The following is an 18992-nucleotide window of genomic DNA, read 5'->3' as shown; positions in this document are numbered from 1 at the left end:
CAGGAAGGGAGCGGCCGGGCCTCGGAAGGCCCGGCTGTCATCGTTCAGCATCAGATCCTACCCATCAACAACAGGATCAGCAGCACGACCAGGATGACGCCGACGATGCCCGACGGGCCGTAGCCCCAGGCACGCGAATGTGGCCATGCCGGCACTGCGCCGATCAGGATCAGGATCAGGATTATTACGAGAAGTGTGCCGATCGTCATGAAAAACCCTCGCCGTCTGGTTGAACCTCGAGGGAACAATGCAAAAAGCCGCCCGGTTGTTCCCGGACGGCTTTGGTCTCTGCCGGTGACAAAGTGGCTTATTCAGCTGCCTTCGGGAAAGTGATCTCCGCTTCGGCAGCCACTTCCGCCGCCTTGCCGATCGACGACATCTCGCCCCTGCCGCGCCGGAACAGGCGGCTGAACCAGTTGCGCCGCTGGCCGGGCTTCACCTTGGCGCGGGTGAACACCATCAGCATCGAGGGCGTCACCACCAGCGTCAGCAGCGTGGCGAAGGACAGGCCGAAGACGATTGCCGAGGACAGCGATATCCACCATTGCGTCRACGGCGCGTTGATYGTCGTCTCGTGATGGAAGATTTCGAGACCGAGGCCGAAGGCGATCGGCAGCACGCCGAGGATGGCCGACACCGCCGTCAGCACCACCGGACGCGCACGCTCGCGGCAGGTCTGCAGCACCGCGTCCATCTTGTCCCAGCCCTCCTCGCGCAGCCGGTCATAGGTGTCGATGAGCACGATGTTGTTGTTCACCACCACGCCGGCCAGCGCGATCACGCCGATGCCCGACATGACGATGCCGAAGGCCTCGCCTGTCAGAAGCAATCCGAGGAACACACCGATCGTCGCCATGACCACGCAGGACAACACAAGCCACACGCTGGTGAACTTGTTGAACTGCGCAAGCAGCACCAGGAAGATCAGGAAGATCGCGGCGCCGAAGGCCTTGCCGAGGAAGGCGCTGGCTTCCGCGCTGTCCTCGTTGGAGCCGGCAAGCTTCCAGCGAATGCCGCTGCCGAGGTCCATGTCGGCGACGGCCTTGGTGACCTCCTGCTGCACCGCCGCGACCTGCTGCGCGCCGGCGCTGACATTGGCCTGCACCACCACGGTGCGCGCGCCGTCGATGCGGTTGAGGATGCCGACGGTCGGCTCGGGTTTCCTGACGACGAAGTTCGAGATCGGCACCGACCCTTGCGAGGTCTGCACGCGCAGTTCGTCGAGCGTCGACAGGGTGCGTCGGTCTTCCGGCAGGCGCAGCCTTATGTCGACCGCGTCGTCGGCGCCGGCCGGCCTGTATTCCGACAGCTTGAGGCCGTTGGTCACCAGCTGCACCACCGTGCCGACCGAGGTCGGGCTGATGCCGTATTGCGCCGCCTTGGCGCGGTCGACCTCGATCGCCCAGTCGACGCCGGGCGGCGGCAGGCCGTCCGAAATGTCGATGACGTTGGGGATCTTGGCGATGCGTGCGGCGACCGCCCGCGCCTTGTCGTCGAGCCCGGCCGGATCGGCGGCCGACAGCCGGATCTGGATCGGCTTGCCGGTCGGCGGGCCGGCTTCCGGCACGCGCACTTCGACATCGACGCCGGGGATGCCGGCCATCACGCCGCGCAGGTCGTCGAGGATCTGGTTGGCGGATTTGCGCTCGCGCCAGTCGACGAACTCGTACTGGATGACGCCGACCACATCCTCGGGAATGTCCTGGCCGCCGCCTTGCGTCTTGCCGACGCGCGTGTAGACCGACTTCACGCCCGGCCAGCCGAGCAGCCGGTTTTCCGCCGTCTTGGTCGCGGCGTCCATTTCCGCCAGCGAAAGATTGCCGCGGGCATGCACGTAGAGCAGGCCGTAATCCGGCTCGACGCTCGGGAAGAACTCGACGCCGGCGCCGTATTTCGAATAGGCGAAGCCGACGCCGACCAGAAGGCCGACGGTGAGCAGGATGACGGTGATCGGGAAGCGCACCGCCTGCTTGACCACGGCCATGTACCAGCCGTCGCGATTGCCCTCCTCGTGATGCTCCGGCGCCTTGGCGAAGATCGCGCCAAGCGTCGGCGCGAAGACCAGCGCGTAGAGCATCGAGGCCGACAGCGTCACGATCAGCGTGATCGGCATGTATTTCATGAAGTCGCCGATGATGCCGGGCCAGAACAGCAGCGGCGAGAAGGCGGCGATGCGCGTCATCGTCGCCGCGATGACCGGGCCGGCCATGCGCTTGGCGGCGAGCGCGAAGGCGTCCCCCTTCGGCATGCCCTCGCTCATGCGCCGTTCCGCGAATTCGGTGACGATGATGGCGTCGTCCACCAGCATGCCGACGGCCAGGATGAGGCTGAACAGCACGATCATGTTGATCGTGTAGCCCATCATGGCGAGCAGCAGGATGCCGATCAGGAACGAAGATGGAATGGCAAGGCCGATGAGCAGCGAGGCGCGGCCCGACAGCGCATAGAGGATGACGATGAACACCAGGATGACGGCGATCATCACGTGGTTCTGCAGGTCGCCGAGCAACTGGTTGACGAAGACCGACTTGTCCTGCGTGTAGGTGACGTGCATGCCTTCGGGCATCGTCTTGATGAAGGCGTCCGACACCTGCCGCACCTGGCCGATCGTGTCGATCAGGTTGGCGCCGATGCGCTTCTTCACTTCGATGGCGATGGCCGGCCTGCCGTCGAGGCGCGTCACCGTCTCGGCGTCCTTGAAGGTTGAGCGCACTGTCGCGATGTCCTTGGCCTGGACCACGGCGTTGGGCGTGGCGACCACCGGCAGGTTCGCGACATCCTCGGGCGTCTCGATCAGCGACGGCACCTTGACCGCGTATTTGCCTTCCGAACCTTCGAGATTGCCGGCTGCGACCAGGCTGTTGGAGGACGCGACGCCCTGGATCACCTGGTCGAGCTGCAACCCATAGGAGGAGAGCTTCACCGGGTCGACGACAACCTCGACGAGGTCGTCGCGCGCGCCCTGCAGCGAGCCTTCGAGCACGCCGGGCACTTCCTCGATGCGGTCGCGCAGCTCGCGCGCGGCCGACGTCAGCACGCGCTCCGGCACGTCGCCGGAAAGTGTCACGACCAGAACCGGGAATTCCGAGACGTTGACCTCGTTGACCGTCGGCTCCTCGGCCGCCTGCGGCAGGTCGGCCTTGGCGTCCTGAACCTTGCTGCGCGTATCCTGCAGCGCCGTCGCGAGATCCGTCTGCGGCTGGAACTCGACCAGCACGTAGCCGCCGCCCTGGAAGGCGGCCGAACGCATCTCCTTGAGCCCCTTGAGGCTCTTGAGCTTGCTTTCCATTGGCCTGAGCAGCAGGCGCTCGGAATCCTCCGGCGAGATGCCCTGATAGATCAGGCTGACATACATCATCGGAATCGGAACGTCGGGCTCCGCTTCCTTGGGCGTCGACTGATAGGCGACCCAGCCCGCGACGAGCAGGAACAGCAGCGCCGAGATCGTGAGGCGGGCGTTGGTGATGGCGAGTCTGACGATATCCATGACTTCGGCCTGTTATGCTTCAAAGGCTGCGGACCGCCATCGCCGGATTGGTCCGGCAACGGCGCGTCGTGCTTTACTGCGTGCCGGCGGAGGCTTCACTGATCAGCTTGTTGATGGTCGCCTGGTCGGCCTCGACGGGTTTCACCGTGTCGCCTTCCTTCACCAGTTCCTGGCCGGCGACGATGATGCGCGCATCTTCCGGAATGCCGCCCAGCACCAGGCCGTGCGGCGTGTCGTCGACCAGGTCGATCGGGAAGAACGCCACCTTGCCGTCCTTGCCGACGGCGCGGATGCCGAGGTCGCCCTTGTCGCCCAGCGTCACCACCGAGCGCGGCAGCATGACCGCGTTGGTCGGCTCGGCACTGAGCGTGATCTCGGCCGTCATGCCGGCGGGGATGGAGCCGTCGCCATTGGGGATCGCCACTTCAACGCGGAAGGTGCGGGTCTGCGCCGACGCATCGCGGCTGATGTAGCGGACCGTGCCGGTGACCTTCTGGTCGTTGACCAGGCGCACATCGGCCTCGTCGCCGATCTTGACGTAGCGCAGGTCGCGCTCGCTGATCTCGCCGCGGGCGATGACGGGATCGAGCTTCAGGATCGTCGCCACCTCGCCGCCCTGCATCACCGAGCTGCCGAGTTCCACCGGGATGCGGTCGATGACGCCGTCGAACGGCGCCTTGACCTCGTTGCGGTCGAGCTCGGCCTGCGCGGTGTCGAGTTGCGATTGCGCCAGCGTCAGGTTCGAGCGGGCGGTGTCCAGCTGCAGCTTCGGCAGATTGCCGGTCTTGGCTAGGCGCTCGGCGGCATCGAGCTCGGCCTTGCGCTGGACAAGAAGCTGCTTGGCGTTGTCGACATTGGAGATCTTCTCCTCGGCCGCGAGCATCAGCACGAGATCGCCTGTCTTGACGCGGTCGCCCTGCTTGACCGGCAGCTTCTCGATGACGCCGTTGACGCGCGTTGCAAGCACCGCGCGCTTGTCGGCCTCAGTCAGGCCGGAGATGCGGATGGCGCGCGCGAAGGTCTTGCGCGGCGGCGTCACCACCGCCACGGTGCGCGGCGCGGCCTTTGGCCCGACCTCGGCTGTCTTCGCCTTGGCGGCCTCCGGCTGGCCGGCGCCGGCCTGTTTGTCGATGGTAACCGACTTGTCCGCGGCGCTGCCGACGGAGGAAAACTCGCCCGTCCCCATCCAGGCCGCGAACCCGATGAGCACGGCAATGGCTGCAAGCTTGTGAAACCTGATTTTCGGCATCGTCATTTTTCCGTTGCAGGACCTGGCGAGGTCGGCGCTTCCGACTTGGGCGCGCGGCCGATATGGGTGTGCGCGGGGCCTAGTTCAATTTGCCGTGATCGGCGAACGCGCGCTTCTACCTGAAAGTTGCGGCGCAAAATAGTCGGAAAAGTTGCAGGAACATTGCGGCGTGGGACGCAGTGCCTCGACAAACACAGGCTTTTCTGCCAGCCGGCTGGCGCTTTTGCCGGCGCGCCGACGGGTTCCCCAAGGTTACTGGCAGCAGCCGTCAGCATGATGCGAAAAATCGTCCATCGGCGGCGGCAACCGCCCGGTTAGAGCGCGGTCATGCCCCACTATGCCAGGGTTGAATCTGTCAAGTGATGAGGTTGAGCAGCCGGAAGATGCGCTCGAATGTCCTGCCGTAAGGCGGGCGTAGCAAGCCGCCGGCGCTGAGCTTCGACTGGATGAAGATCGGCTTTTCCTTGCTGAATGTGCGGAACCCCCATTCGCCGTGATAGGCGCCGGTGCCGCTCTCGCCGACGCCGCCGAAGGGCTGCCGCTCCTGCACCAGATGCAGCATGCAGTCATTGATCGTGACGCCGCCGGCCACGGTTCCCCGCATGACCTTCTGGCGATTGGCGTTGTCGCTGCCGAACCAGTAGAGCGCCAGCGGGCGCTCGCCCCGGTTCACATGCTCGATGGCCTCGTCGACCGTGCCATATTCGACGATCGGCAGCACCGGCCCGAAAATCTCCTCGCGCATGAGCCGCAGATTTTCGCCCGCATTGCGCACCAGCACCGGCGCCATTTTGCGGTCGGTGACGCCGAGCGTCTCGTTCGCCGGATTGACCTCGATGATGTCGGCGCCGCTGTCACGCGCCTCGGCGACCATGTCGCTCAGCCGCCGGTGATGCCGCTCGCTGACGATCGCCGTATAGTCGCGATTGTCGCCGAGGCGCGGATAGAGCTTCGCCATCGCCGCGGCGAACTTTGCCGCGATCGCCGCGCCCTGGCCTTGCGGGACCATGAGATAGTCCGGCGCGATGCAGGTCTGGCCGGCATTGAGCAGCTTGCCGTAGGCGACGCTGGCGACCGCCGCGTCGAGATCGCAGGACGGATCGAAGATCGCCGGCGACTTACCGCCGAGCTCGAGCGTCACCGGCGTCAGATTGGCGGCGGCGGCCAGCGCCACCTGCCGGCCGACGGCGGTCGACCCGGTGAACAGGAGGTGATCGAACGGCAGCGACACGAACGCCTTGCCGACATCGGCGTCGCCGACCATCACGCTGACCTCGTCGGCGGCGAAATATTTTTCGACCAGGCTGGCGAGCAGGTCCGAAAACTTAGGCGTCAGCTCCGACGGCTTGATCATCACGCGGTTGCCCGCCGCGAGCGCCGCGGTCGCCGGCGCGACGGCGAGCTGGAAAGGGTAGTTCCAGGGCGAGACGATGCCGACGACGCCGAGCGGCTGCGCCAAGAGGCGGTTGCGGCCGGGCAGGAACGGCAGGCTGGTGGCGACGCGCCGCTCGCGCATCCAGGCGCCGAGATGCGACAGCGCATGCCTGATGCCGGCGCGCACGACGAACAATTCGGCAAGCCGCGTCTCCTCGGCCGAGCGGGCGGAGAAATCGCTGTCGATCGCGGCGCATATCTCGGCCTCGTGCTTTTCGGTGAGCGCGAGGACGCGCTTCAGCCGATCCTTGCGCAGGTCGAGCGTCGGGAACGGCTCCTTCTCGAAGGCCCTGCACTGCGCTTCAAACCGGACCCCGAGAGCATTCTGTCTKGTCTGCAGCATCGCGACCTCCCGTTTACGTGCAGGTAAGTTACATCGCCCGCACAGCCGAATCCAGCATTGCCCCGGTTCCGTAGGGGAATGCTCCGGCAGTGCCGACCCAAGCGCCTCGAACATGCCGTTTGGCACCCGCCTCAGCATGGGGACGGGAAAGCGATCGGTCCGCAAACGGCCCTTTTCGCCGTTCATGCATTGATCGGGCGTGCGTAAACGGCCCTTGGCGATGGTGCGGCTCGCGGCAAAACCGCAAGATCGGTCGAGCGCCTCATGTCCGCGCGGCTTAGCTGGTGCTGCCACGGAGAATGGAACGATGAAGGCGGCGGTTCAAAACCACCATGCCCGGATGCAGCGGGTGCTGGATCACATAGACCGGCATCTCGACGACGATCTGGACCTGGACGCGCTGAGCGGCGTCGCGGCCTATTCGAAATATCATTTCCACCGGCAGTTCACGGCGACCTTCGGGCTGTCCGTGCATCGCTATGTCCAGCTCGCCCGCATGAAACGCGCTTCATTCAGGCTGGGCTATGCGGACGCCGAAAGCGTCACGGACATAGCGATGGATGCCGGTTACGACGCGCCGGATGCCTTTGCCCGCGCYTTTCGTCAGCGGTGCGGGCAATCGCCGTCGTCGTTCCGGAGATCTCCCGACTGGGGGTCGTGGCTGATGGCCTTCGGGCCTCTCGACAATGCGAGGAGAAAGCTCATGCAGATCATTTTCACCGATGACGACGTGACGATCCGCGAAGTGCCGCCCACCCCGGTGGCGATCATGGAACATCGCGGGGATCGGGCGACGCTCGGCGACACCATCCAGCGCTTCATCGCCTGGCGCAAGGCAGCCGGCCTGTCGCCAGAAACGAGCCCCACCTTCAACGTCTTCCGCTCCGAGAGATGTCCCGCTGTCGCGGCCGACTACAGCATGGACATTTGCGTCGGCACCGACCAGCCGATCGCGGCGGACGACAAGCAGATGAAGGCCGGCGTGATCCCCGGCGGACGTTGCGCCGTGCTGCGCTACCCCGRCAACACCAACAATCTGGAGCCGGCAGCACTCTACCTTTATCGGGAATGGCTTCCGGCCAGCGGCGAGGAAGCGCGCGACTTTCCGATCTATTGCCAGCGGCGGCTGTCCTTCCTTCCGGAACTGTCGGTGCCCGAGATCGTCGTCGAGCTCTTTCTGCCGCTGAAATAGCGCGGCGGGAAGAGCGGACCGGCCGCTATCCACCCGATCTCGGTCTTACGGGCAGACGACCTTGGCAATCAGGCGCGCCGGCGCGCGGATTCCGGCTTGATGCGCGCCGCGAGGAATTCCTTGACGCGACGCCCCGGCGCCGGGCCGCGCAGCGGCTTGAAGCCATCGTCGAGCTCACCCGACAGGTCGAGCGTCGGCCGCTTGCCGACGGCGTCGTAATTCTCCTCCAGCCAGTCGCTGGCCGCACTTCGGCCGAGGTCGCGAAGGTAGGCGAGGAAGGCCCATTCGGCATTGACCTTGGACGACGCGGAGAGGTCCTTGAAGGCCTCGTCGGCATCGATGCGGTGCATGCGGATGTCGCGATATTCGCCATGCGGCAAGCGGCCGGCCGCGATCAGTTCCTTGACGAAGGCGATCGAGCGGAATTCGCGCAGGAGCCCGGCGTTGAAGGTGATCTCATCGATGCGGTTCTGGATCTCGTTGGCGCTCTTCGGCGTGCCTTCGCGCACGACCGGATTGATCTGCACCAGAAGCACGTCCTCGGTCGCCGCCGTCTTGAAGAACGGATAGAGCGCCGGGTTGCCGCCATAGCCGCCATCCCAATAGGGCACGCCCTTGATCTCGACGGCGCGGAACAATTGCGGCAGGCAGGCCGAGGCCATCACCGTGTCGAGATCGATCTCGCCGTCGGAAAAGACGCGCAATTGTCCGGTCTCGACATTGGTCGCCGAGATGAACAGCTCCATCGACTTGCAGGCGCGTACATTGTCGAAGTCGATCTCCTTCGCCACCACGTCGCGCAGCGGGTTGAGGCCGAGCGGATTGGCGACATAGGGCGAGAACACCCGCGACATCGTGTCGAAGAAGACATAGCCGGGCGTGTTCTCGATCGACCAGTTGCCCCAGACCACGTCCCAGGGCATGCGCTGCACCGGGCTGAAGCGGCCCTTCGAGGCCACCGCCCGCCAGAAATCGTCGAGCTTCCTGCGCGCGCCTTCCACGCCGCCCCGCACGAACCCGTCGGCCAGCGCCACCGCGTTCATCGCGCCCGCGCTGGTGCCGGACACCGCCGCGATCTCAAGCCGCCCATCTTCCAGCAGCCGGTCGAGCACGCCCCAGGAAAAGGCGCCATGCGAGCCGCCGCCCTGGAGCGCGACGTTGATCTTCTTCTTGTCCTCCGCCTTGCCGTTCTTCGCCATGGCGTTCCTTGTCTCGATGCGCCGGCCTGCCCCTGCGTCATCGCGAGGGACAGGGTTCCGTCTGCCTATGTTGCAGTGCAGCATATAAGGGCGGACCAAGGCAAGAACACGAACACACAAGCGTGATCGAATGAAATTTCGACCGCGAGACGCTCCTTCCTCGCCCCACGAAAGTGGGGAGAGGTGGCCCGGCGAAGCCGGGACGGAGAGGGGTCTTCGCGGCAGCCGGAGGTCCCTACCCAGAGCTGTTTGTGGATATCGAGGGCTCGCCGGGCGCCTCACTTGCAGGGAATGTCGCTTCACCACCGGCGTCCCCCTCTCCGTCCCGGCTTCGCCGGGCCACCTCGCCCCCGCGTTGCGGGGGCGAGGAACGGCTTCTCAAGCCACCAGATCCGGCACCGGCCCGATATAGCGCGACTGCGGCCTGATGAGCCGTCCGGTTGCCTGCTGCTCGCGGGCGTGCGCAATCCAGCCGGCAACGCGGCCGGCGGCAAAGACGTTGGAGAATGCTTCTTGCGGGAAGCCGACCGCTTCGAGCAGAAGCGCGGTGTAGAACTCGACATTGGTCTGGATCGAACGCTGCGGCTTGGCGACGCGAAGCACTTCGAGCGCCGCCTGCTCCACTGTCTCGGCGAAGACCAGCCGGCTGCCCATCTCCTTGCTGCTTGCCTCATTGCGCGAACCGAGCTGCCGCACGACCGCCTTCAGCGCGTCGGCGCGCGGGTCGCGCACGCGGTAGATGCGATGGCCGAAGCCCATGATGCGCTCGCCATGCGCGATCTCGTTGCGGAGCCAGGCAGCCGCATCGCCGCTGGCCTCGATGGCGTCCAGCATCTCGATCACCGGCCCCGGCGCGCCGCCATGCAGCGGGCCCTTCAGCGCGCCGAGCCCGGCTAGGATCGCCGAGGTCAGCCCGGCTTGCGTCGAGGCCACCACGCGGGTCGCGAAGGTCGAGGCGTTGAGGCCGTGGTCGCAGACCGTCACCAGATAGCTGTCCAACGCCTTGGCAAGCGCCGGCGAGGCGGTGCCGGCAAGCATCCTGAGCATATCGCCGGCATGATCGGCTTTTTCGTCGGGAACGATCGGGGTCTCGCCCCGGCCAAGGCGCAGCAGGGCCGGCGTCAGCACCGCCGGCGCCGCGATCAGCCTGAGCGCGTCGGCAAGTCCGTCGCCGTCCGGCAGGATAGCCATGCCGGCGCGCATGCCGCTGTAAATATCGAGCGACGCAAGCTGGGTGAGCATCGGTTTCACACGATCAAATACTTCCACTCGCGCCTTGCCGATCGCCTTTTCCAACTCGGCATCGCTGGGAAGCTCGTCGAAGAAACCGTCGAACAGCAAATGCACCACTTGCGCGTAACGCCAGCGGCCAGCGAGCTCCATCAGCGAATGGCCGCGGATGGTGAGATGCCCGCCCACGCCGTCGACATCGGAAAGCACCGTGTCGGCCGCCACAACATCATCGAGCCCATTCGCCATGATCGTCTCCTTGATCTTTTGCGCTTTGCAATTAATGCTACGCAATCAATGCATCAATCTTGATCAAGATAATCAACGTAAGGCGGCAGATGACGGAGTGGCTGACGCGGGAGCAAGCGCTGGAGCGGCTGAACGTCCGGCCGCAAACGCTTTATGCCTATGTCAGCCGCGGTCGCATCGGCATGAAGCCGGACGAAGCCGACCCGCGCCGCAGCCAATACCGCGCCGACGACATCGCAGCGCTTGCCACGCGCCGCGACCGCGGAAGGAGCCCGCAGGCGATCGCCGAAAGCGCCATCGCCTGGGGCGAGCCGGCCATCGCCACCTCGATCTCGACGGTGCTGCATGGCCGCCTCGTCTATCGCGGCAAGGACGCGGTGGAATTTTCGGCGACAGCGACGCTCGAGGAGACCGCCGCGCTGCTGTGGGCCTCCGACCATCCGGTGTCGTTCGCTTCGCTGACGCCGTCAGCCGCCCGGCAAAGCGGCACGCCGACCGCCTTCGCCAGGCTCTCGGCGCTTGCGACCGCAGGCTGGTCCTCGCTCGGCCGCAGGCCGGCCATGCTGCAGCAGGACGGCGCCGCCGCAACCAGCTCGCTGGCAACGGCGCTCGGCGCAACGCCGGGCTCCGAACCCGTGCACATCAGGCTGGCGCAAGGCTGGTCGGTGGAAGCCGCCGGCGCCGATCTCATCCGCAAGGCGCTGGTGCTCTTGGCGGATCACGAGCTCAACGCCTCGACCTTCGCAGCCCGCGTCGCGGCCTCCACCGGCGCGCCGGTCGCCGCCTGCCTGCTCGCCGGTCTCGCGACACTGACCGGCCCGCGCCATGGCGGCGCGGGTGCCGCGGCGATCGCGCTGGTCGAGGACGCGGAGCGGCTGGGCGCGGACGAAGCGGTCGCCCGCTGGCTGGCGCATGACCGGCCGCTGCCCGGCTTCGGCCACCCGCTCTATCCGGAAGGCGACCCGCGCGCCGAGGGCGTTTTCTCCGGCCTCGACATCGACGACGGGCTGTCGCGGTTGCGCAAGGCGGTGCTTGCCGCGACCGGCCTGCATCCGAACATCGATTTCGCTTTGGCCGCGATGACGCGCAGCCTGCGCTTGCCGGCCGACGCGCCGTTCCGCCTGTTCGCGCTCGGCCGCAGCGTCGGCTGGACGGCGCACGCCATCGAGCAGGTGACCAGCAACAGGCTGATCCGGCCGCGCGCCCGTTACGACGGGCCGGTCGGCACTTAGTGAACGCCGATGGGTCTATTACGGTGAAGCGCTTAGCGCTTTGCCTTGCGGTAAAGCGCGCCAGGGTGTGCCGAGATTCGGGTCAGGCCGAGTCGAGAACGATGGCTACCGAGAACCGGAGCGGAGCGTACTTAAAGTACGTGAGCACCGGAAGCGCAGGCAGCCGTCGTTCGCAGGCCGGCCTCACCCGAATATCGGCATACTCTAGGACATCGTGTCGAGCTTGCGCTGCATGGCCGCGATCTGCGCCTTCAGTTCCTGCAAATCGTCGGATTTCTCTTCCTTCTTCGGCGGCTCGGCAGGAGCCGCGGAATTGCCGCCGGCGGGCGGGAACGGCGTGAACATGCGCATGGCGTTCTGGAACATCTCGACATTGCGGCGCGTCTGTTCCTCGAGCGCCTTCATCGGCGTCTTCATCATGTCCATCGGCGTCTTGCCGAATGYGCCCTTCATCTGCTCGCGGAACCGCTCCTGCTCCTTGGAGAAGGCGATCATCGACTGTTCGAGGAAGCTCGGCACGATCATCTGCATCTGATCGCCGTAGAAGGAGATGAGCTGGCGCAGGAACGGGATCGGCAGCATGTTCTGCCCGTCCTTGTTCTCCAGCTCGAAGATGATCTGCGTCAGCACCGGGTGGGTGATGTCGTCGCCGGTCTTTGCGTCCTGGACCGTGAACTCCTCGCCCTTCTTGACCATCTCGGCCAAGTCCTCGAGCGTCACATAGGTACTGGTGCCGGTGTTGTAGAGCCGGCGATTGGCATACTTCTTGATGACGATCGGGTCGTCTTTTGCGGCCATCCGTATCCTCCCCAGGACACCGGCACCTTTCGGAGTAAGCGGCCGGTAACGATTGCGCCCTCAATCGAGGATACGCGCAAAAGCGTCACAATTCCAAGCGGTTTGTGCACTGCGGCATCAATTAATGCTGCACAGCCATTGCAAAATCCGCCGCATGGCCGACGTCACGTTACCGCGACTGGCGCGCGCTCTGCTTGCCGCGCATGGCGGCCATGCCCATTTCCGGTTTGACTCAGGTCATTGAACGGGCAAGAAAAGTCTTCAACGATAGCCTAAAATACGACACCTCGAAGTCTGGAGAAGAAAATGGCCGCTTCCAATTCAATCGTCGTCGCCAGCGCCGCCCGCACCGCGGTCGGATCTTTCAATGGCAGTTTCGCCGCAACGCCGGCGCATGAGCTCGGCGCCGTCGTCATCAGGGAATTGCTGGCGCGCGCGAAGGTCGAGGCGACGGAGGTCGACGAGGTCATCCTCGGCCAGGTGCTGACCGCCGCTCAAGGCCAGAACCCGGCCCGCCAGGCCTCGATCAACGCCGGCCTGCCGAAGGAGACCACCGCCTGGGGCCTCAACCAGGTTTGCGGCTCAGGCCTGCGCGCGATCGCCCTCGGCATGCAGCAGATCGCCACCGGCGACGCCAAGGTGATCGTCGCCGGCGGCCAGGAATCGATGTCGCTGTCGCCGCATGCCGAGCATCTGCGTGCCGGCGTCAAGATGGGCGACTACAAGATGATCGACACCATGATCAAGGACGGCCTGTGGGACGCCTTCAACGGCTACCATATGGGCAACACCGCCGAGAACGTCGCCCGCCAGTTCCAGATCACCCGCGAAACCCAGGACGAGTTCGCGCTGGCCTCGCAGAACAAAGCCGAGGCCGCGCAGAAGGCCGGCAAATTCAAGGACGAGATCGTCGCCTTCACCATCAAGGGCAAGAAGGGCGACACCATCGTCGACCAGGACGAGTACATCCGTCACGGCGCGACGCTCGACGCCATGACTAAGCTTAAGCCCGCCTTCGACAAGGACGGCACGGTCACCGCCGCCAATGCCTCCGGCATCAACGACGGCGCCGCCGGCGCACTGCTGATGACCGAGGCCGAGGCCGCACGCCGCGGCATCACCCCGCTGGTGCGCATCGCCTCCTGGGCGACCGCCGGCGTCGATCCGGCGATCATGGGCACCGGGCCTATTCCCGCCTCGAAGCGGGCGCTGGAAAAGGCCGGCTGGTCGGTCAAGGATCTCGACCTCGTCGAGGCCAACGAGGCTTTCGCCGCGCAGGCCTGCGCCGTCAACCAGGGCATGGGCTGGGACCCCTCGATCGTCAACGTCAATGGCGGCGCCATCGCCATCGGCCATCCGATCGGCGCTTCCGGCGCCCGCATCTTCAACACGCTGGTCCACGAGATGCGCCGCAGAAGTGCCAAGAAGGGCCTTGCCACGCTGTGCATCGGCGGCGGCATGGGCGTCGCTATGTGCGTGGAAGCGCTGTGAGCGAATAACGAATAGGGAGCAGCGGATAGGGAAGAACGGCGTCAGCGCAGCGGGACATCGGATCCCTATTCGCTATTCGCTACTCCCTATTCGCCTCAAGTGACCAAAAAGGGAGGACCACATGAGCAAAGTAGCAATCGTCACCGGCGGATCGCGCGGCATTGGTGCTGCGATATCGGTCGCCTTGCAGAACGCCGGCTATTCGGTCGCGGCAAACTATGCCGGCAATGACGAGGCGGCCCAGAAATTCAAGGCCGAGACCGGCATTCCGGTCTACAAATGGTCCGTCGCCGACTACGAGGCCTGCACCGCTGGCATCAAGCAGGTCGAAGCCGATCTCGGCCCGGTCTCCGTGCTGGTCAACAATGCCGGCATCACGCGCGACGCCATGTTCCACAAGATGACGCCCGCGCAGTGGAAGGAAGTGATCGACACCAACCTTTCCGGCGTCTTCAACATGACGCATCCTTTGTGGAGCGGCATGCGCGACCGCAAGTTCGGCCGCGTCATCACCATTTCCTCGATCAACGGCCAGAAGGGCCAGGCCGGCCAGGCCAACTATTCGGCGTCGAAGGCCGGCGACATCGGCTTCTCGAAGGCTCTTGCCCAGGAAGGCGCGCGCGCGGGCATTACCGTCAACGTCATCTGCCCCGGCTATATCGCGACCGAGATGGTCAAGGCGATCGACGAGAAGGTCCTCAACGAGCGCATCATCCCGCAGATCCCCGTCGGCCGCCTCGGCGAGCCGGAAGAGATCGCGCGTTGCGTCGTCTTCCTGGCTTCCGACGAGGCCGGCTTCATCACCGGATCGACCATCACTGCCAATGGCGGCCAATACTTCTCCTGACATCATTTGTCGCCAAGGCGGCTCCGGCACCGGAGCCGCCTTTTTCGCCAGCGGCATAGCCGGCGTGACACCTTGCCTCAATCCGGCACGCAAAAGTTAACGGCCGCGACCGCACTCTGTGCATAAACCCTAAGACAAGCTGTGAATCCTCGGTGGGTAAGCTGTGGACAACACCATATCTAGGGGTGAACAAACCAGGAAACTTTGCCCTTCTCTGATTCGTCGCCGATTCGTTCTGGCTTTGGCCGAAAGATTAACGGCGGACGGCCCAAACATCGCTGAAATCGTTAAAATCAATTAAGAAAGCTCAACAATTTCATAACCTTGACGACGCACCCCGAGTCGATCGCGATCGTTCACCGGCAAAGGTTAACGACAGCCCGGCTCCAACGGAGGCTAGGCATGAATCGGGCCAATTTCCCGATTCAGCATGTGGTGCGACTCGTCGTCAAAAAATCCACATATAGCCGTGAACAAAACCTGAATCAGGGTGAGTCAGCGATTCGTCGCTGATTCGTTCCAGACTCGTTCCAGCCGTTAACAGCAGCCGGTTTTGACCGGTGCTCGCATTCCCGCCTGCTCCCGGAAGAACATTCCGCTTTCGCTCGGCGTCCTAAATCCCTATGTGTCGGCTGTCACACGCGGCGGCGCCGCGCTTCCGACCAAAAGCATGATCCCGAAAAGCGGGAACCGGTTTTCGGAGAAAGATCATGCTTGAACAATCAAAGCGGCAGAAACACTTATTTCCGAGCCGATGAATATCCAGCCGAAACACTCCCAGCCGCTGATCCTTTCGGGCCGCGACGTGACGGCCGTGCTGGGGCCTACCAACACCGGCAAGACCCATCTCGCCATCGAACGCATGGTCGCGCATGAGACCGGCATCATCGGCCTGCCGCTGAGGCTGCTCGCCCGCGAGGTCTATGCCCGCGTCTGCGAGAAGGTCGGCGCCCACAAGGTGGYGCTGATCACCGGCGAGGAGAAGATCGTGCCGGCGAGCGCGAAATATTCGGTCTGCACCGTCGAGGCGATGCCGCGCGAGACCGACGCCGCCTTCGTCGCCATCGACGAGGTGCAGCTCGCCGGCGATCTCGAGCGCGGCCATATCTTCACCGACCGCATCCTGCATCTGCGCGGCCGCCAGGAGACGCTGCTTCTGGGCGCGGCCACCATGCACGGCATCCTGCAGCGCCTGTTGAAGGGTGTGTCGGTGGTGACGCGGCCGCGACTTTCGCATCTCGCCTATGCCGGCTCGAAGAAGCTCACCCGGCTGCCGCGACGCACCGCAATCGTCGCCTTCTCGGCCGACGAGGTCTATGCCATCGCCGAGCTGATCCGCCGCCAGCAAGGGGGTGCGGCCGTCGTGCTCGGCGCGCTCTCGCCGCGCACCCGCAACGCCCAGGTAGAGATCTTCCAGTCCGGCGACGTCGACTATCTCGTCGCCACCGACGCCATCGGCATGGGGCTGAACCTCGACCTCGAGCATGTCGCCTTCGCCCAGAACCGCAAGTTCGACGGCTACCAATACCGCAACCTGACCGCCGCCGAGCTCGGCCAGATCGCCGGCCGCGCCGGCCGGCATCTGCGCGACGGCACGTTCGGCGTCACCGGCCAGGTCGATCCGTTCGACGAGGATCTGGTCGCCAAGATCGAGGCGCACGACTTCGACCCGGTGAAGGTGCTGCAATGGCGCACCGCCGATTTCGACTTTTCCAGCCTCGATGCGTTGAAGCGCTCGATCGAGGCCAATTCGCCTGTCGAGGGCCTGACCCGCGCGCTGCCGGCCGTGGACGCGCAGGCACTGGAGCATCTGTCGAAGGACGGCGACATCCGCGCTCTGGCCACCGGCAAGGAGCGCGTCGCGCTGCTGTGGGAAGCCTGCGCGCTTCCCGACTACCGCAAGATCGCGCCGGCCCAGCATGCCGACCTCATCGCCTCCATCTACATGGACCTTGCGCGCCATGGCCATGTCGATGAGAATTACATGGCCGAGCAGGTGCGGCGCGCCGACACGACGGACGGCGATATCGACACGCTGTCGCACCGGATTGCCCAGATCCGCACCTGGACTTTCGTCTCCAACCGGCCCGGCTGGCTGGCCGATCAGCTACACTGGCAGGAAAAGACGCGCGAAATCGAAGACAGATTGTCGGATGCGCTGCATGAGCGGTTGACGAAACGCTTCGTAGACCGCAGGACTTCCGTCCTCATGCGGCGCCTTAGAGAAAATACCATGCCTGAAGCCGAAATCAGCCCTACCGGAACCGTCCTCGTCGAAGGCCATCACGTCGGCGAGCTGCAAGGGTTCCGCTTCACCGCCGACCAGAGCGCCGGCGGCGAGGATGCCAAGGCGGTGCGCACCGCCGCCCAGAAGGCGCTCGCGGCCGAGTTCGACGCGCGCGCCGAACGCTTTGCCGCCTGCGCCAATGGCGACCTGGCGCTCGGCTCCGACGGCATCTTACGCTGGATCGGCGCGCCGATCGGCACGCTGGTCGCCGGCGACGAGGCGCTGAAGCCGCGCTTGGTGTTGCTTGCCGACGAGCAGCTCAACGGCCCTGCCCGCGACAAGGTCGCGGCGCGTGCCGAGCGTTTCGTCAATTTCCAGATCGAGTCGCTGCTGAAGGCGCTGGTTGACTTGAAGAATGCCGACCAGATCACCGGCATCGCGCGCGGCATCGCCTTCCAGCTGGTCGAGCATTTCGGCCTGATCAACCGCCGCGACATCGCGGAAGAGATGAAGTCGCTCGACCAGGAAGGCCGCGCCGCGTTGCGCCGCCTCGGCGTGCGCTTCGGCGCCTACCATGTCTTCGTGCCGGCGCTGATCAAGCCGGCGCCGGCGGGACTGGTGACGCTGCTGTGGGCGCTCAAGAACGACGGCAAGGACAAGCCGGGTTTCGGCGACGTGGTGCATGCGCTGGCCTCCGGCCGCACCTCGGTGGTCATCGATCCGGCCTTCGACAAGACCTTCTACAAGCTCGCCGGCTACCGCAATCTCGGCCGCCGCGCCGTGCGCGTCGATATCCTCGAACGGCTTGCCGACCTCATCCGCCCGGCGACCAACTGGAAGCCCGGCCTCGGCCAGCGTCCGGACGGCGCCTATGACGGCCACGCCTTCATGGTGACGCCGCCGATGATGTCGATCCTCGGCGCCACGGCCGACGACATGGAGGAGATCCTCAAAGGTCTCGGCTATCGCTCCGAGGCAAGGCCTGCCGCCGAGGTGAAGGCGAAGCTCGACGCGCTGGACGACGCCGCCCGCGAAGCAGCCGCGGCCAAGCTCGCCGCGGAAGAAGCGGCGCGTGCCGCGCCGGCAACGGCGACTGAAGTTGCGACGACGGACACGGTTGCTGAGACATCAGCCGACGGTTCGGAGTCGGCCGTCGTCGAACCCGTAACCGAAGCTTCGGCTGAAGCCGTCGCGGAAGTGGCGGCGGAGCCTGTCCCGGGAGAGCTGGCGGAAGCTGCGGCCGAGATCACGCAAGAGGCCCACCCCGCAGAGATCACTGTGGCGCTTGAGGCGGCCGAAACCGCCGAGGCGCCTACCTCCCCCTCGATGGGGGAGGTCGCGGCGCGAAGCGACGCGGGTGGGGGTGACGGCGCCGACGATGCAGGCGGTGCCGATGCCACCGACGCCGGCACTCCCCCCGCCCCGGCGCTGCGCGCCGACCTTCCCCACGAGGGGGAGGGTAACGCCGCCACCGGCGAAACTCCGGCCGAAGCCGAGGAACCGAAGCCTGTCCTTCTGTGGCGCCAGGCGCGTTTCGACCATCAGCGCCCGCGTCACCGTCATGACAACCGCCGCGACAATCGCCCGCGCGGCGGCCAACCCTCACGCGAGGCAGGCGCCGGCGGCATGCCCGGCGACAAGCCGGCGCATGAAGGCCGCCGCGACGGCGCCGGCAAGCCGCGCTTCGACCGCTCGAAGTTCAAGCCGAGGCCGGAGACAGGCGATCGGCGCGAAGGCAGGCCGCAAGGCGAGCGCCCGGATCGTCACGAAGGGGGCGGGGGCCGCCGCGACGGCCGGCCCGACTGGAAAGGCAACAGGCAGGACGGCAAGGGCAACGCTTCTGGCGGCAAGCCGGCCTTCCAGAGCAAGCCGCGCGAGGAACGCCCGCAGCGCTTCGACCCGGATTCGCCTTTCGCCAAGCTCGCCGCCTTGCGCGACCAGCTGAAGAAATAGGCGCGAGCATGATCCCGAAAAGTGGGAACCGGTTTTCGGGCGAGATCATGCTCCAACGAAG

General features: G+C 65.5%; 12 protein-coding genes. 5 read left to right on the top strand and 7 right to left on the bottom strand.

Annotation, left to right across the window (positions count from 1 at the left end; all coding sequences use genetic code 11):
- Nucleotides 1–50: 50 nt before the first annotated feature.
- The 4 genes from LCM4577_RS12225 to LCM4577_RS12210 form a co-directional block, all read right to left on the bottom strand.
- Nucleotides 51–209, bottom strand: a complete 159-nt coding sequence (locus LCM4577_RS12225; protein ID WP_041011188.1) for a DUF3309 family protein — start codon at nt 207–209, stop codon at nt 51–53.
- Nucleotides 210–307: 98 nt separating this feature from the next.
- Entirely contained in the window at nt 308–3487 is a 3180-nt protein-coding gene (locus LCM4577_RS12220) for an efflux RND transporter permease subunit (protein WP_071071372.1), read from the bottom strand.
- Between the two features lie 73 nt (nt 3488–3560).
- A complete protein-coding gene (locus LCM4577_RS12215) occupies nt 3561–4736 on the bottom strand; it encodes an efflux RND transporter periplasmic adaptor subunit (RefSeq protein ID WP_116390038.1) in 1176 nt (391 codons plus the stop codon).
- Between the two features lie 355 nt (nt 4737–5091).
- Nucleotides 5092–6513, bottom strand: coding sequence for a coniferyl aldehyde dehydrogenase (locus LCM4577_RS12210; RefSeq protein ID WP_071071370.1), 1422 nt, complete (start codon nt 6511–6513; stop codon nt 5092–5094).
- Nucleotides 6514–6820: 307 nt separating this feature from the next.
- Between LCM4577_RS12210 and LCM4577_RS12205 the strand changes: the two genes are divergently transcribed.
- The gene (locus LCM4577_RS12205; protein ID WP_071071368.1) at nt 6821–7705 is read left to right on the top strand and encodes a GyrI-like domain-containing protein; all 885 of its coding nucleotides are present in this window, start codon (nt 6821–6823) and stop codon (nt 7703–7705) included.
- 68 nt (nt 7706–7773) lie between these two features.
- On the opposite strand, the gene LCM4577_RS12200 is transcribed toward LCM4577_RS12205, so the two are convergent.
- Together LCM4577_RS12200 and LCM4577_RS12195 are read right to left on the bottom strand one after the other, a co-directional pair.
- Complete coding sequence (locus tag LCM4577_RS12200; protein WP_071071366.1) at nt 7774–8904, bottom strand: patatin-like phospholipase family protein; 1131 nt, start codon at nt 8902–8904, stop codon at nt 7774–7776.
- Nucleotides 8905–9282: 378 nt separating this feature from the next.
- Nucleotides 9283–10383 (bottom strand): citrate synthase/methylcitrate synthase, encoded by a 1101-nt coding sequence (locus LCM4577_RS12195; RefSeq protein WP_071035997.1) that lies wholly within the window; start codon nt 10381–10383, stop codon nt 9283–9285.
- Nucleotides 10384–10472: 89 nt separating this feature from the next.
- Here LCM4577_RS12195 and LCM4577_RS12190 point away from each other — a divergent pair, with 89 nt between their 5' ends.
- Nucleotides 10473–11615: a citrate synthase gene (locus tag LCM4577_RS12190; RefSeq protein ID WP_083354705.1), complete on the top strand. Its 1143-nt coding sequence runs from the start codon at nt 10473–10475 to the stop codon at nt 11613–11615.
- Nucleotides 11616–11819: 204 nt separating this feature from the next.
- Here the strand turns inward: LCM4577_RS12190 and phaR are convergent, their stop codons facing one another.
- Nucleotides 11820–12413, bottom strand: a complete 594-nt coding sequence (gene phaR / locus LCM4577_RS12185; protein WP_071071362.1) for a polyhydroxyalkanoate synthesis repressor PhaR — start codon at nt 12411–12413, stop codon at nt 11820–11822.
- 306 nt (nt 12414–12719) lie between these two features.
- Here phaR and LCM4577_RS12180 point away from each other — a divergent pair, with 306 nt between their 5' ends.
- The 3 genes from LCM4577_RS12180 (at nt 12720) to LCM4577_RS12170 (ending at nt 18931) form a co-directional block, all read left to right on the top strand.
- A complete protein-coding gene (locus LCM4577_RS12180) occupies nt 12720–13904 on the top strand; it encodes an acetyl-CoA C-acetyltransferase (RefSeq protein ID WP_071071360.1) in 1185 nt (394 codons plus the stop codon).
- A gap of 121 nt (nt 13905–14025) precedes the next feature.
- The gene (gene phbB, locus LCM4577_RS12175) at nt 14026–14751 is read left to right on the top strand and encodes an acetoacetyl-CoA reductase (RefSeq protein WP_071071359.1); all 726 of its coding nucleotides are present in this window, start codon (nt 14026–14028) and stop codon (nt 14749–14751) included.
- Between the two features lie 754 nt (nt 14752–15505).
- Nucleotides 15506–18931, top strand: coding sequence for a helicase-related protein (locus LCM4577_RS12170; protein ID WP_071071356.1), 3426 nt, complete (start codon nt 15506–15508; stop codon nt 18929–18931).
- Nucleotides 18932–18992 lie beyond the last annotated feature (61 nt).

Origin of the sequence: Mesorhizobium sp. LCM 4577 (assembly GCF_001854795.2) — a bacterium.
Classification (GTDB): Bacteria; Pseudomonadota; Alphaproteobacteria; order Rhizobiales; family Rhizobiaceae; genus Mesorhizobium; species Mesorhizobium plurifarium.
This window is presented reverse-complemented; position numbering and strand designations above follow the sequence as displayed.

Excerpts from the sequence above, each read along its gene's own strand:
- LCM4577_RS12195 (WP_071035997.1), bottom strand. The coding sequence starts at position 10,383 with ATGGCGAATGGGCTCGATGATGTTGTGGCGGCCGACACGGTGCTTTCC.
- LCM4577_RS12180 (WP_071071360.1), top strand. The coding sequence starts at position 12,720 with ATGGCCGCTTCCAATTCAATCGTCGTCGCCAGCGCCGCCCGCACCGCG.
- LCM4577_RS12225 (WP_041011188.1), bottom strand. The coding sequence starts at position 209 with ATGACGATCGGCACACTTCTCGTAATAATCCTGATCCTGATCCTGATC.
- phbB (WP_071071359.1), top strand. The coding sequence starts at position 14,026 with ATGAGCAAAGTAGCAATCGTCACCGGCGGATCGCGCGGCATTGGTGCT.
- LCM4577_RS12190 (WP_083354705.1), top strand. The coding sequence starts at position 10,473 with ATGACGGAGTGGCTGACGCGGGAGCAAGCGCTGGAGCGGCTGAACGTC.
- LCM4577_RS12215 (WP_116390038.1), bottom strand. The coding sequence starts at position 4,736 with ATGCCGAAAATCAGGTTTCACAAGCTTGCAGCCATTGCCGTGCTCATC.
- LCM4577_RS12200 (WP_071071366.1), bottom strand. The coding sequence starts at position 8,904 with ATGGCGAAGAACGGCAAGGCGGAGGACAAGAAGAAGATCAACGTCGCG.